We start from the raw sequence: 13,065 nt of genomic DNA, 5'->3' as shown, positions 1-13,065 counted from the left end.
GTTTTTGCGGGCTTGACTATTGCTTTGCTTTTATTCAAAGTCAGTATAGAGATTTGGTTTAACTCAAGGAAGATGTATGTTTTTTAAAAGACAAAGTCATTTTAAAAGTGTTAAAGAATTGCGTGATCTGTATCCATTACTGAATGAATTAAGGAATAAAAAGAAAGAATTGAATGAGCTGGTGGATAATAATGCAGGAAATCCCAGCTATAAAAAAAGTATAATTATTACTAATCTGTGCGAGCAATTGAATGAAATTATCATCCAGTTTGATGCACTGCCCGTCGTGTCTGAGCGTAAAATAGAAATTAGTAATATTCTTATTTTAATTACACTTTTACAAAATGCTATTTCTAGTTGTTTAGAAAAGCACCGAGGGGTTCTGAATCAACCACGTCCAACCCTCACTCATACTTTATCGCAAAACAGTACCGAAGCAAGTTTGGCTGGCTCGGCTTTACTTGGATTTGCTACCGGCTCTATTTTCTTTGCCAGCGTCCCGCTGTTGGGTGGAATGGCACTTGAGTATGGGCTGACACAACTGGGTCTAAATAAGCCAATCACCGCCTCAGTTTCAATTTTGCAGCGATTACTTAATAAATTGGAAACTATTCATGCATCGCTTACTTTTGCACTTAATGAATTAACGAGTACTGCTCAGCCTGTGGTGCCTTCTGCTCCGCCTATGGATGAGGATTTGATGCCTGTTTTTAAGTAAGGTTTATGAGGCCGCGAAGGGCCTCATAAATATGCGTACTTAATTGCTTGAAGCCATGCGACATTAGATAAATAGTTGCAATACCTTTTCAGGAGGACGCCCAATTATGGCTTTGCCTTTATAGGTGACAATAGGTCGTTGCATGAGCACAGGCTCTGTTACCATAGCTTGCATTAATTGTTCTTCGTTCTCTAGAGATAATCCTAAATTTTTAAAAACAGGCTCATTAGTGCGAACAAATTCTTGAAGAGTAAAATGGGCTTTTAAATCATTTAATTGTTCTTTAGTAAGAGGGGTTTTTAAGTATTCAATAATCGTGAACTCATAGCCTTTTTCTTGTAATAACGCTAAGGTTTCTCTCGATTTAGAACATCTGGAATTGTGATAAATAATAATTTCGTGCATTTTGTTTTATAGGTAATAGCGTTCTTCGCACTATACCACGTTATTTAAAGTGATAATAATGTAACCGGTTAAATTCGGGTGTTTATTCTGAACAAGAAATCCCTAATGCATTTAACCCATTTTCAATATTATCTGCGACTAAGGGCCTCGATAAAAGATACTGACCTGTGTGATCGGTTAATTCTTGGCTTGCGAGTTCAACCGCATTATCCCACTCACTTACTTCAAAGTCCTCTCGTCCCAAATACATTAAGGCAACTAATGTTGCTTGCTGGTCTGGGCGTAAGTTATTAATAATATTGATTGTTTCGTCATAAACAGGATCACTGTCATGATCAGCGAGAACATAATACGCATCCATATCATCAGTGACCTCTGGAAATGTAACCTCTTCCTTGGCTTGAAATTGGCGCATTTTATCAAGAATGTTGCAAATCATGTCGGTATCTAAGTTGAGCATGTTAATACTCCTTTAAAAATTAGCATGAATGCTGCGTCCGTTTTTTGCTTTATTAATTAAATTTTAGAACAAGATTCTCTAGGGAAAAGACGTGTGGGAAAATTAATAGTAATAAAATATTTTATTTTTATAAAATAATAAAAAAATCTGGGACTTAAAGTACCAGATTTTTTTAGCGAGCTTCTCTATTTCACAAAAACTGCTGGTTTTTCAAAATTATAAATAAAACCGAAAGCAAACTGTGCTGAAACTGGATATATTCGTGAGTTTTTAAGGACTCCGCCGTTAGGTTCAAAAACGATACTATGGAATTTTTCATAGTTGGTTTGGCTATAATCAGCCATTAATGACCATTGGCTTGAAAGGTTATAACGCATTCCCACACCATAACGAATACCATTACGATTTGCCTTTGAGCTACGTATGGTTGGGTCTGAATTGTGAAGCTCTACATGGCCGTTTGCATAACCAATTCGTCCATAAACAACGGCATCCTTTGTTAATAACACTCCTGGCAGGGCACTTATGCCTTCACTGTAGTGAATTGTGAATGAGGATTTCTCAAAGTTTTTATGAATGTATTCCTTATTGACGAGTCTATATTGAAGTGAACTGGGGTTAAAATTAGCTTCCCCCGCTAAATAAAACCAGCTACGTGTCCAGGAGTACCCACCTAAAAAAGTACCAAAAATACCGGCACCCGAAAAATTTTGCTCATCGATGACATTAAAATTGGCATGGGTATCATAAACATGACTCTTTTGAGTAAATTGAGCATACTCGGGGCCAATACCTGCTCCAATGTAGAATCCAGCCATAGAAGGGCTGCTTAAAAGTAAAGAAACTACACTACCACAAAAAATCTTCCTTAACATGGTTACTCTTCCCTAAAGCGTTTATTTTTGTGCCTATTTGAGCTAGGCGGTGGGTTTCTCATAGCCTGATAGAGTAAACTCTGTTCAGGCTATGATTTGAGGGATTATCTTACATAGGTAAAATTGACTAAAAATCCATTAGTATATAAATGGTTTAATGAAATGCCTTTGTTCATTGTTTGGCCTGCAGCTCTTCCTAAGGAGCTTTTACCCCAATCAGCAAATTCATAACCAATACCTACTTGCAAGTGATCAGTGAATGAATGTTGAATGCCGGCACCTACCGTATAAGTAAAGCTGGTTTTGGTGTGATCAGTGAAGTTAGGGTTTTTAACGGCCTCTTCAATAACTGGAACATTATTGAACGCATATGCACGATTAAACCCTACACCGATGCTTCCACTAACCCAGGGCATTACTACATATCCCATATCGGCAAGTAATTTACCCTTTACGGCGAGATGAGTATGTTGGAGTTTATAACGGTAAAGGTAGTTATTAAATTGGGGATCAGCATCATCCCAGATTTCACCAGAAAGTCTTGTGTCTGTAGTTACTCCTACAGCTAGACCAAATTGCGAAATGAGCGTTGGATTTAAGTTATATTGTGCGCCTAACAGAACCCCGAAATCAGCAAGTGCTTGTGTGGTTTTATCAGCAGCATATGTTTTTTCGATATTCGGATCCAGGTAGAACGTTTGAGTCTTACCGCCACTTTGCCAAGCAGGACCAACACTAAACTCTCCCAGCCATCCCCAACTTGGTTTTACGGGTCCCATAGTTCCTGCGAAAGCATTACCAATTAAAAAGCTTGTTGATAACGCTAAAACAAGTGCATTTTTTTTCATACTAAAATCATCCATATTAATTTTATAAATTTGTGGGCAGATATTCTTTACTGATTTTTAAGCAAAAGCCATCTCTTTAATTTTACAGATAAAAATACCACATTTTTACTTAGGGTAACTAGAGTAATTGCTAAATTCTTTTGGTGGACAGTATGTAATGTGCATTTATTTTGCTAAGGAGTGGCTTTTTAAATAATCCATGACTTGTTGTGCATAAGCAGTAGTGAACGGCTTACGTAAAAATAAAATCATACCTGCATCTGCGGCTTTCTGCCTGATGTCCGAATCACCATGGGAGGTTAGAGCAATTATGGGGGTATCTTTATTTAACGCATTGTGCGTTTTTATATATTGAGTAACCTCAAAACCATTGGGGCCATCCCCCAAACCAATATCCATTAAAATGAGGTCATAGCGAGTTTGAGTGGTATTTTCAATGGCTGACTTTCCGTCTTCGGCAATATCGACTATACATCCCAAATGAGTCATATATGCTTTTACAACAAGTTGCGCAATTCGTGTATCTTCGACGATCAGTATTCGAATAGGGTTGAGCATTGTTTGCCTTGTAATAAATCCAATAGTTCAAATTCTATTAAGATAGGGACATCATACCCCTACGTCATGTTAATTTTTGCTGAGAATAATCTAATTTTCAAGAAAAGACTTTAATGGTTAGCATTAAAAAGCAAGGGAGTTTTAAAAGGTAATGTGCAAATAAACGTAGTGCCTTTATTAAGTTCGCTTTGGACTTCAATTTCTCCCTCAAGCTCATGAATAATTTGTTTTACTACATATAATCCTAACCCCGCACCCTTGTATTTGTTTTGGTTCGCAGGAAATAAACGGAAGAATTTTTCATAAATCAGCAATTGCTTTTCTTCTGAAATGCCTATTCCAGTATCGGAAACGATAAGCTGTAGAATCCAATGGCGTGAATCTATTTTCTCACCCAGGCGAACCTGGCAAGAGACATGGCCATGTTCTGTAAACTTGATTGCATTACTAATTAGGTTCATCATTAAGCGTTTAATGCGATAAGGGTCTCCCAGAACTATTCCTGGGAGTGATTTGGGATAATCTAAATTCAGCTCAATTCCTTTGGCCAAAGCGGTTGCTTGCTCTAACTTGGTTACTTGCGTTAGGGTTTCATAGAGATTAAATTTCATTTCTAGAACAGGGGAGCTTCCTGCCTCATTGCGGGTAAACTCAAGAATATCATTTAATAAATCCACGAACTCTTTGGCAGACTCATGAACAGTTTTTAGATACATTTTCTTTTCTGGGTCGGTTTCTTTTGATGCCAGGAATTCAATTAAGCTATAAATTCCACTAAAAGGCGTTCTTAACTGATGTTCCATGTTACGTAAAAATTCAGTTTTTGCTAAGTTTGCAGCCTCTGCGGCAATTTGTGATTTGGCAAGTTCTTCTTCCATTTTTTTCCGATCGCTAATATCGAATGAAATTCCAAGAACCCCATCAACTTCTCCATTAATGTTAAGCAAGGGGGCTTTTTTTGATAAAAATATGGATATCTTATCTGAATTTGCAAGTTTCGATGCTTCTTCACGAGTAATTACGTCTTTTCGCTGCATTACACAAAGATCCATCTCCCGCAAAGATTCTGCCTCATGGCTCCATGGCATATCAAAATCAGATTTTCCAATCATTTGTTCGGGATTTAGGAAACCGGCAGATTGTGCTTGAGCAAGATTGCATCCTTGGTAAATAGAGTCTTTGTTTTTCCAATAGACGTGCCCAGGTAAATTATTTAATATATGAAAAAGTCGATGTTCTGTTGCTTCTTTATCCGCATGGGCTTTTTCTTCTTGGGCTTTTCGTCGAGTGATATTTATAGAAATTCCGGCTAAACCAATAATTTCGCCTGAAGAGTTAAATAGGGGAATTTTTTGAGTCAGATACGCGGTTTTTTGTCCTAAATTATCAGAAATTTCTTCATCAAAAACGCAGATATTACCTAAAATTAATACTTGTTTATCATTTTCGCGGATTTTGTTTGCCTCTTCCACACAAAAAAAATCATAATCTGAGCGGCCAATAATTTCTTGAGTTGAGGCAAGTCCTAAATAGGCTGCCAGGACTTTATTGCAATCAATATAATTAAAGTGCTTATCTTTCCAATAAATATGCACTGGCATCCGTTCTATGACCTGACTGTACAAATCAAATCGTTTTTTCATCACTTTTTGTTTTTTAATTAACATGACTATCACTAAGTTGTTGGACATCATAGGCGTTAAAAGCCATATTGACGTATTTAGATTCGAGATACTCTAGCTCTGACTTTAACTGGCTTGCATAAATATGTTTTAGAAAAAAAGTTGTCTGGTTTTCTTTAGAACACCCTTGGGCTAATGCTACCTTTTTCATCTCATTAAAACGAGCCTTGTGCATTTCCGTCAGCTCATTTGTATCTAAATCACGATAAGGGTCTTCGCGCAAATCATGCAGTCGTTTACCCGAGTACTGAGGATGACTTGCTGTATTGGCTAAGATGATTTGTAAAGGGCTAATTTGCATAATGCGTTGAATATAGGATTTAATGGTTTCTGTTGCGTTAAGCACTAAGCCCTTAACCACAAGACAATAGGGCATGATTAAATCAATTTGCTGGACTAGTCGGTATTGCTGTAGCTCATTACCTTCAACTAAAAAGTAAATAATATCGATTAGATTTTGTTGGCTGTCATAGCGCTTAGTAATTAAAATCATAGGTATTTTTTGTAAAATATTATGATGGAAAATAACTTCACTGCTAATATAGCAGGGGAGCACCGCACGATTTTCATCAGCAATTTTGCATACTTGCGGTAACAGTTCTCCCAGACGCCATGCCTCCGGAAGTGCTTGGCTAATATTGATAATAAAATCGCATCCTAATTTACAAATTAACTGTTGGTACTTGTGTGTAAGCCGTTTTGCTCTGTATTTTGAGATCTTAAATTCTTGAGCAATATACTCTAAGTTGATGGCAATAGGAATATGATCGTCACGCACATTAAAGTGGGTTAAAAACCAGGATAGTATGATAAATACAATCTCACTATGGAAGGAAATGAGTAATTGGTGCCGATTTAAAAAAAGAGAAATCTTTTCTGCAGCATCTAAATGTTTGGTATAAGCAACAGAATATTTTACGGCATTTTCCCATTGTGTAATTAGCTCGTTGAGATGAGCTTTATAGGCTTTTATTTTCTCAAGCTCTTCTTTGAACTGATTTAAAGCACTTTCAGTATGTAGCCATTTATAACTGAGGTGCAAAATTTTATAAGCCCTAATTTGGCATAGGTTTTCTCCTACTTGAGCATCAAAAGCGGAGAGCTGTCCTTGTAAAAAAGACTCAAGTGCGTTAATTGCAAGTGCTATAATAGCGTTTAAAAAATACAAATTATCAAGCTTTTGTTTTTTATGCAAAAGCTCCGCTTCATTAGAATAAGGAAGCAAGGCCAATATAGTAACGTTGCGTTCAATAAGAGAGTTCATGCGTGTCTATGCTCTTTAATTTTTTTGGTGTACCGAAAATAAATGATCAGGAATGTAACAGCACCGCAAGTAATTAAGCTTAAAATGTAGCCTGCGGCAAGTAAATGATCTCCTTCGATTAATCCATGGCATACAGTAAAAAACTGGATAACATTAAATCCTGCGAAGGTGAGTAAGGAAACTCCTTGTACTGATTGATGTCTCCAAATGGAAACGATTTGAGGAATAAATAAAAGGGCATTTATAATTAAACTGATTGAAAATCCAAAATTAATAAAAAGCTTGGTAAAGTCCATTTGCGGTTACATATCCTAAATTTCTTTTGCCAATTGTTACATATTAAATAGTAAAATATAAATTACTATTTGAGATTTATTCGCCATTAATGACGAACTATGTGGCTTGATATATACTATATGTTTCTAAAATAAGCTAATATTTAGTTATGAAAAATCCAGAGAAAATTAAGTGTCCTACCTGCGATAAGCCTGATACATGGCGGCCAGAAAATAAATTTAAGCCTTTTTGCTCTGAGCGGTGTAAATTAATTGATCTAGGCGAATGGGCGAATGAATCAAGAAAGATTCCAGGTGAGCCTGCAGATCCTTTTGCATCTAGTGATGAGTTTAAAGATTTGTAGACTTCATACTAAGGAAACTAGGGCATATCAATGCCCGTTAAGCCAGTGAGCTACTTCCTTTATACTTTCTCGAATCACCGTAACTGCTTGTTGATACAGTTCTTCCAGTAGCTCCGAATGCCCTGTTTTCCAGTAGCGCTCAAGGTATTGACAGGCTATTTTCATTTTTACGGTACCTACATAAATTGCCCCGCCTTTAATTTTATGAGCCAGTTGCTGGGTTGTTTCCCAATCCTGTACTTGATGGGCTTCCTCCATAAGTTGCAAATCTTTAGGAAGTGAATCATGAATCAATAGGTTTAGCATTTCAGCTAATATGGATTGATTGCCTGTAGTTTTAATGCCTTCTTCAATATCTAATAGTGGAAACTCGGTTAAATTAAATAAATGTTCCATACTATCGGGTAAATCAGTTAAATATTGTGTTGTTTGGGATTCGTCTTCTTTCTTTTGGTGTCCTGGTATGAATGCATCAAGAATGTCTGAGCAGTTTTTTAGGGTCAGAGGTTTAGTCAGCACCGCATTCATGCCGGCCTCAATACAACGTTTTTTGTTTTCATCGCCAACATGCGCCGTTAGAGCAATAATTGGCGTGTGGGTTTTTCGTGGCAATTCATGCACCCGAATTTGATGCGTTACCTCATAGCCATCTAAATCGGGTAAGCCGATGTCCATAAAGATTAAATCATAGGATCTGCTTTTCCATAGGGCAACCGCTCGCCTTCCTGATTCTGCAATGTCGGTATGACAATTTAGCTTACCGAGAATAGATTTGGCCACAGTTTGCGCAATGGGATTGTCTTCTACAACCAAAACGCGGAACTTATTGGTATTTAAATCACTATAAGGCCTTTTAAGTTCTTCGGTGTAACTTGGCTTTTTCAGAGGTTCGAACTCCTCGTCAAGCCCTAGATCATCATTAAGTAAGGGTTCTTGTAAAGGAATAATGCAAGTAAACTTAGAGCCTTTCCTTGGTTCACTTTCCAGATAAATTTCTCCACCCAACTCATCAATAAACTGCTTTACTACAGAAAGGCCAAGGCCTGCGCCCTTATAAATTCCTTGGTATGAAGGGGTCAAGCGAGTGAATTGTACATAAATTTCTTGCTGTCGCTCTAGAGGGACACCTATTCCTGAATCTTCGACAATAAGCTTGATGATTAACTCTCTGTTGTTTCGTTTGGCTAGCTCTGCATTGAGTCGAACAAAACCGTTATTAGTAAAGTTTAAGGCGTTAGCGATAAGTTCCAGAACAACTCGATGGATACGAATTTTATCGCCAATTAAATGTTCAGGAATTGAGGGGTCAAAGTTTAGAGTTAGTTCCAGTTTTTTTTGCGCTGCTTTGGCGCGGTTTAAGTTAATTATTTGTTCTAAGGATTTTTTTAAATCAAACTTTTTCTTAAGCTTGGGGATTTCTCCTGAGCTTACGCGGATTGCTTCCAGCACTTCGTCTAATAGATCAAGTAACGCATGGCTGGAGGCAACTAAGTTTTCGGCATATTCTTTAATTTGTGCATTATCAGATTCCAGTTTCAATATATCTGCAAAACCAACAATACCTGTTAATGGTGTGCGGATGTCATGACGCATGTTTTCTAGAAACTCCGTTTTGGCTTTATTAGCAATTTCTGATTTTTCAATAGCAGTTTTTAACTCGGCCTCTATTTTTTTTAGATAGGAAATATCAATGGTATTACCCACAACGCCCACGACATTGCCCTCCTTGTCCCATAACGGTCTTTTTGCAGAAAGTTGCACCATTGTTTCACCATTGGGCAGTTTGTTGATTTCTTCGCGGGTGATTTCAATTTTTTTGCTCATGACTTCAAGGTCATTTTTGCGATATTCATCAGCAGTTTCTTTGCTAAATAGCTGATAATCTGATTTGCCAATTACCTCAGAGCGGTCTGTAATAAAGCCCATTTGGTTTAAACTTTGCGCTCCTCGTTTGTTTACACCGGACCAAATGCCATTTTTATCTTTCCAATAAATATCACCTGGAAGATTATCGATGAGGTTTTTTAATTGAAAATTTTCCGAATCCAGTTGACTGATTTTATTTTGTTGCACCTTAATGGCGAGTTCCAATTCCTTGACTCGTTGGAGTAATTTTTTTATGGCCGGATCATGAGGCACTGTATTTCTCCTTGGGTGAAATCACACATGCTATTTTCTGAATGGTATGACTAAATAATAGCCAATGGTTGACCGACTCTCAATCTGAATCCTCATAGAGAACTCTTTGCACCTTCATCTGGAGTTTGATTAAATAATGCTGCGTAAGTATAATAATTATACGAAATCTTTGTTTAAAAAATGGGGCAAGTGGGGATTATGGATATGAGTTTTTCTAATAAAAATCTATTAAACAATACCAATGCATCAATTGACTCGTTATCGCTTCCTGAGATTAATTTGCCCGTAATGGATGCTTTATTAGAAAAGGCATTTATTGATGGAAAAAGAGATATTTTTAAAAAAACAGCCATTTATTATGTACACCACCCACTACAAACCTCTATTAATGTAATCGATGCTTTGATAAGGCTAGGCGCTAAACCTAAAAATATATTTATTCTTGGCAAGCGCTATTCTGAATGTGAAGCGGTTGTTGCCGCCTTAATTAACAAGGGCGTTCATTATCAACCTTGTTCCCTGCAAACGAATATTGGTCGTTACTCCTATAGTTTTATTCGAGATATAAATTGGTTATGGGCCGCTATGGTAGAGCATATTAAAAGGGAAGATGTAGAAGAAGTCTTAATTCTGGACCATGGCGGGCATGCCATTGCTTTTGTTCCGCTAATGTCATTAAAACAGTATAAGATTCTTGGAATAGAAAAAACTACTGCCGGGTTTATTAATAGTGAAAAGCATGGAATTCCGCCTATCCCAATCATTGATGTGGCAAATAGCGCCGCAAAGCGGTTTCTTGAATCCCCTTTAATTGCCGAAGCGGTGGTGAATAAAATAGTTTCTTATTTACCTGAAAATATAAACGACTTTATTTTTGGGGTGGTCGGGCTAGGCTCTATTGGTGAAGCCGTGGCTAATCGATTACGTTCATTGGGTTGTAAGTTGATTGTTCATGACATTAATCCAGAAAAATTGCGGCCGATTCAAGGAAAGCCCAATATTCTTTGCACTCATGATCTTACAGCGCTTATTGCTGAGTCTGATTACATTTTTGGTTGCAGTGGGCGCGATATCTCCGAAGGGCGCTTGGAACAATTTCGTTTGTCCTCTTCAAATAAAGTGCTAATTAGCTGTTCTTCTGAAGATAAAGAATATCTATCTTTGCTGCACATGATTAATCAGTATTCGCCGAAACAACATGAGCCTTTGGACGATATTGACTATCAGACTGAATTAGGAGCCACTATTCATCTTTTACGCGGTGGTTTTCCGGTTAATTTTGATCACTCAGGGGAGTCTGTCCCGGCAAATGATATTCAATTAACACGCTCATTGGTTTTGGCAGCAGTATTACAGGCATCAGAGTATTTTAAAAGTCCGGAAATCAAAAATGGAGTTTATGCTTTGGATTCAGCGTACCAACGTTTTGTGATTAATGAATGGCTAAAATATCAAGATACTTCCGATATTCAGCCTGAAGAATTATTTAACTTGCTTAATGAGGATTGGATTAGTTTGCATTCCAATGGATTATAGACAAAAGGCTTGTCCAAAATCGCTTAAAAATGTCTTTTTATAGACATTTGTCTCCATATGGTCTATTATTTATATTAATAGAGTAATAGACTAGGTGATTGATATGCATGCCAGTACAAGCCCCATCAATACAATCCCTGATGAAGTGGTGTGGAAGTCTTTGTTTAATCTGGTTGAGCGTTTTGACCTGAAAGAGTCGGAGGCGCGTATCCTTATGGGAGATATGCCGCGCTCAACCTATACCTCTCATCGGTCGAAGCTAAGCCGGGATCAGAAAGAGCGGGTTTCATATCTTTTAGGAATTTATAAGGATTTGCGTATCTTATTTGATGATGCCGAGCAAGCGAGAACATGGATTAATCGTAAGAATACCCTGCCACCGTTTCATGGTTTAACGCCCAAAGAGTACATGCTTGAGGGGGGAATCGTTCGTCTTGCGGAAGTGCGGAAATTTTTGGATTTTTGGCGGGGATATTAATTGCACTCAATTAATTATGAAAAAAATGTGCATCGACTTATTCCTTCAAAATTTCCTCCTGTATCTTTGTTTGATTGGGCCGACACCGAGGAAGAACTTGAACAAATCGCTCTTCTTGAAGGATTAACGAACGAGCGTATTCAGGCTGAATTAGGCCGAATTAATTTAATCCCAAAGGAAGATTGGATAGGGGGGCCAGGTTCAACGCCACTAATGGCTGCATTTACCCACATTGGCCAGCCCTCGCGATTTACTGATGGAAGTTACGGTATTTATTATGCTGCGTGCTCATTAGAAACCGCCATAAAAGAGACGGTATTTCACCGAGAGCGATTTTATCGCGCATCACAAGAAAAGCCCTGTGCAATTACCATGCGTGAATATATAGCAAAAATTACCAAGCCATTAATTGATTTAAGAAGTCATGAATATCGTGAGTTATTAAATCCGGACCCTTTTTTTTACGATAAAAGCCAGGCTTTTGGAAAGAAGATCTATGATGAAAAACATTGGGGATTAATTTATCCAAGCATTAGAAACGCTGAGGGGTTATGTATGGCAATTTTTAGGCCTCCGGCATTAACTTTACCAAGACAAGGTTGCCATCTTCGTTATATGTGGGATGGGAGTCGTATTTCTGAGGTTTATCAAGAAAGTAAAATCGCTAATTTTTAATTATTCTATGACGTAACCTAGTGCAAGCAACCAGGCCCACGTCAAATAGATATCTATCCTTTTGTAAACAGCTATCTTCTACTGCTAGACTTTTAATTTGTGCTCATTCGCATGGAATTTAAGGATAATTTCAATATGGATATAAAAATACAAAAATCTGTTAAATTAGCTATTTTATTGGCATTCTTTGCCTCTAAACCTGCGTTTAGCACCATTAGCTCAGGACAGGTTACCATTATTAATGGTTTAGCTAATGAAACGAGTTCAGGGACTGGAACTACTGCTTCAAGTATTATTGTTCAAGTTTCGGATGCTCTGGGCTTTTGTGCTACCGCGCGAACCTTGGCTTATAATGGTACGACAATCGTTAAGTGGGATTCTACAAAAACGCATTCGGCAATTCAATGTACGGGTATTGTCTCTGTTAAGGTAACTCCATTAAAGAATCGGGTTGGCTCTGTTTATACTATTGTCTATGATTCAACAACGACTACGACTATTCCTGCACCTGCTGCAAGTGGAGCAACTACTTACCTGGCTCCAACTACTCCAGTATCTAATTTAGTTCTTTTGGTTACAGGCTCCGGTTATCCAAGCTCTAACCAGGCTGTTTCTGGATCAACTTGGGGAATTAATGCTGCATCAACGCCTGTTTTTAATGTTAATAATGGCGCATTAGCGGTCGTAGGGGTTCCTGGTGGGAAGGGATTGGCTGGATTTCAAGCGGAGCAAACCGCAAGGCTCTATGGTGTTTTACCTTATGTGACTGGACAAAGAGAGGATTGAT

Annotated in this window: 15 protein-coding genes; 6 read left to right on the top strand and 9 right to left on the bottom strand. The window is 37.8% G+C overall.

Annotation, left to right across the window (positions count from 1 at the left end; all coding sequences use genetic code 11):
- Positions 1-76: 76 nt before the first annotated feature.
- Positions 77-718, top strand: a complete 642-nt coding sequence (locus tag BN3124_RS12775) for a hypothetical protein (RefSeq protein WP_058535170.1) — start codon at positions 77-79, stop codon at positions 716-718.
- A gap of 63 nt (positions 719-781) precedes the next feature.
- Here the strand turns inward: BN3124_RS12775 and arsC are convergent, their stop codons facing one another.
- The 8 genes from arsC to BN3124_RS12735 form a co-directional block, all read right to left on the bottom strand.
- Complete coding sequence (arsC, locus tag BN3124_RS12770; protein ID WP_058535169.1) at positions 782-1,123, bottom strand: arsenate reductase (glutaredoxin); 342 nt, start codon at positions 1,121-1,123, stop codon at positions 782-784.
- Between the two features lie 82 nt (positions 1,124-1,205).
- Positions 1,206-1,583 carry a DUF3775 domain-containing protein gene (locus tag BN3124_RS12765; RefSeq protein WP_058535168.1) on the bottom strand — a complete coding sequence of 126 codons (378 nt, stop codon included), beginning with the start codon at positions 1,581-1,583 and terminating at the stop codon, positions 1,206-1,208.
- Positions 1,584-1,768: 185 nt separating this feature from the next.
- Positions 1,769-2,458 (bottom strand): outer membrane protein, encoded by a 690-nt coding sequence (locus tag BN3124_RS12760; RefSeq protein WP_058535167.1) that lies wholly within the window; start codon positions 2,456-2,458, stop codon positions 1,769-1,771.
- A gap of 104 nt (positions 2,459-2,562) precedes the next feature.
- Positions 2,563-3,306: an outer membrane protein gene (locus tag BN3124_RS12755; RefSeq protein ID WP_058535166.1), complete on the bottom strand. Its 744-nt coding sequence runs from the start codon at positions 3,304-3,306 to the stop codon at positions 2,563-2,565.
- Between the two features lie 165 nt (positions 3,307-3,471).
- Positions 3,472-3,864 (bottom strand): response regulator, encoded by a 393-nt coding sequence (locus BN3124_RS12750; protein WP_058535165.1) that lies wholly within the window; start codon positions 3,862-3,864, stop codon positions 3,472-3,474.
- 110 nt (positions 3,865-3,974) lie between these two features.
- Positions 3,975-5,531, bottom strand: coding sequence for a PAS domain-containing sensor histidine kinase (locus BN3124_RS12745; protein ID WP_058535164.1), 1,557 nt, complete (start codon positions 5,529-5,531; stop codon positions 3,975-3,977).
- Complete coding sequence (locus BN3124_RS12740; RefSeq protein ID WP_058535163.1) at positions 5,521-6,810, bottom strand: hypothetical protein; 1,290 nt, start codon at positions 6,808-6,810, stop codon at positions 5,521-5,523. Before BN3124_RS12740 ends, BN3124_RS12745 begins: the two co-directional genes overlap by 11 nt.
- Positions 6,807-7,106: a PQ-loop domain-containing transporter gene (locus BN3124_RS12735; RefSeq protein ID WP_058535162.1), complete on the bottom strand. Its 300-nt coding sequence runs from the start codon at positions 7,104-7,106 to the stop codon at positions 6,807-6,809. The genes BN3124_RS12740 and BN3124_RS12735 overlap by 4 nt, the downstream gene beginning before the upstream one ends.
- A 149-nt stretch (positions 7,107-7,255) precedes the next feature.
- On the opposite strand from BN3124_RS12735, the gene yacG reads away from it, so the two are divergent.
- Positions 7,256-7,450, top strand: coding sequence for a DNA gyrase inhibitor YacG (gene yacG / locus BN3124_RS12730; RefSeq protein ID WP_058535161.1), 195 nt, complete (start codon positions 7,256-7,258; stop codon positions 7,448-7,450).
- A 27-nt stretch (positions 7,451-7,477) separates the two neighbouring features.
- On the opposite strand, the gene BN3124_RS12725 is transcribed toward yacG, so the two are convergent.
- Positions 7,478-9,589, bottom strand: coding sequence for a response regulator (locus tag BN3124_RS12725; RefSeq protein ID WP_078061556.1), 2,112 nt, complete (start codon positions 9,587-9,589; stop codon positions 7,478-7,480).
- Between the two features lie 204 nt (positions 9,590-9,793).
- Between BN3124_RS12725 and BN3124_RS12720 the strand changes: the two genes are divergently transcribed.
- From BN3124_RS12720 to BN3124_RS12705, 4 genes are all read left to right on the top strand, one after another.
- Entirely contained in the window at positions 9,794-11,125 is a 1,332-nt protein-coding gene (locus BN3124_RS12720) for an NAD(P)-dependent oxidoreductase (protein ID WP_058535160.1), read from the top strand.
- Between the two features lie 103 nt (positions 11,126-11,228).
- On the top strand, positions 11,229-11,603 hold the full coding sequence (locus BN3124_RS12715) for an MbcA/ParS/Xre antitoxin family protein (RefSeq protein WP_058535159.1): 375 nt from the start codon (positions 11,229-11,231) through the stop codon (positions 11,601-11,603).
- On the top strand, positions 11,604-12,278 hold the full coding sequence (locus BN3124_RS12710) for an RES family NAD+ phosphorylase (RefSeq protein ID WP_058535158.1): 675 nt from the start codon (positions 11,604-11,606) through the stop codon (positions 12,276-12,278).
- A gap of 135 nt (positions 12,279-12,413) precedes the next feature.
- The gene (locus tag BN3124_RS12705; RefSeq protein WP_058535157.1) at positions 12,414-13,064 is read left to right on the top strand and encodes a hypothetical protein; all 651 of its coding nucleotides are present in this window, start codon (positions 12,414-12,416) and stop codon (positions 13,062-13,064) included.
- Position 13,065: the final 1 nt, after the last annotated feature.

The organism is Legionella saoudiensis, from assembly GCF_001465875.1.
Taxonomy (GTDB): Bacteria; Pseudomonadota; Gammaproteobacteria; order Legionellales; family Legionellaceae; genus Legionella; species Legionella saoudiensis.
Note: the sequence above shows the minus strand (reverse complement) of the source record. Positions and strands in the feature narration are given on the sequence as shown.

Excerpts from the sequence above, each read along its gene's own strand:
- BN3124_RS12775 (WP_058535170.1), top strand. The coding sequence starts at position 77 with ATGTTTTTTAAAAGACAAAGTCATTTTAAAAGTGTTAAAGAATTGCGT.
- arsC (WP_058535169.1), bottom strand. The coding sequence starts at position 1,123 with ATGCACGAAATTATTATTTATCACAATTCCAGATGTTCTAAATCGAGA.
- BN3124_RS12765 (WP_058535168.1), bottom strand. The coding sequence starts at position 1,583 with ATGCTCAACTTAGATACCGACATGATTTGCAACATTCTTGATAAAATG.
- BN3124_RS12760 (WP_058535167.1), bottom strand. The coding sequence starts at position 2,458 with ATGTTAAGGAAGATTTTTTGTGGTAGTGTAGTTTCTTTACTTTTAAGC.
- BN3124_RS12755 (WP_058535166.1), bottom strand. The coding sequence starts at position 3,306 with ATGAAAAAAAATGCACTTGTTTTAGCGTTATCAACAAGCTTTTTAATT.
- BN3124_RS12750 (WP_058535165.1), bottom strand. The coding sequence starts at position 3,864 with ATGCTCAACCCTATTCGAATACTGATCGTCGAAGATACACGAATTGCG.
- BN3124_RS12745 (WP_058535164.1), bottom strand. The coding sequence starts at position 5,531 with ATGTTAATTAAAAAACAAAAAGTGATGAAAAAACGATTTGATTTGTAC.
- BN3124_RS12740 (WP_058535163.1), bottom strand. The coding sequence starts at position 6,810 with ATGAACTCTCTTATTGAACGCAACGTTACTATATTGGCCTTGCTTCCT.
- BN3124_RS12735 (WP_058535162.1), bottom strand. The coding sequence starts at position 7,106 with ATGGACTTTACCAAGCTTTTTATTAATTTTGGATTTTCAATCAGTTTA.
- yacG (WP_058535161.1), top strand. The coding sequence starts at position 7,256 with ATGAAAAATCCAGAGAAAATTAAGTGTCCTACCTGCGATAAGCCTGAT.
- BN3124_RS12720 (WP_058535160.1), top strand. The coding sequence starts at position 9,794 with ATGAGTTTTTCTAATAAAAATCTATTAAACAATACCAATGCATCAATT.
- BN3124_RS12715 (WP_058535159.1), top strand. The coding sequence starts at position 11,229 with ATGCATGCCAGTACAAGCCCCATCAATACAATCCCTGATGAAGTGGTG.
- BN3124_RS12705 (WP_058535157.1), top strand. The coding sequence starts at position 12,414 with ATGGATATAAAAATACAAAAATCTGTTAAATTAGCTATTTTATTGGCA.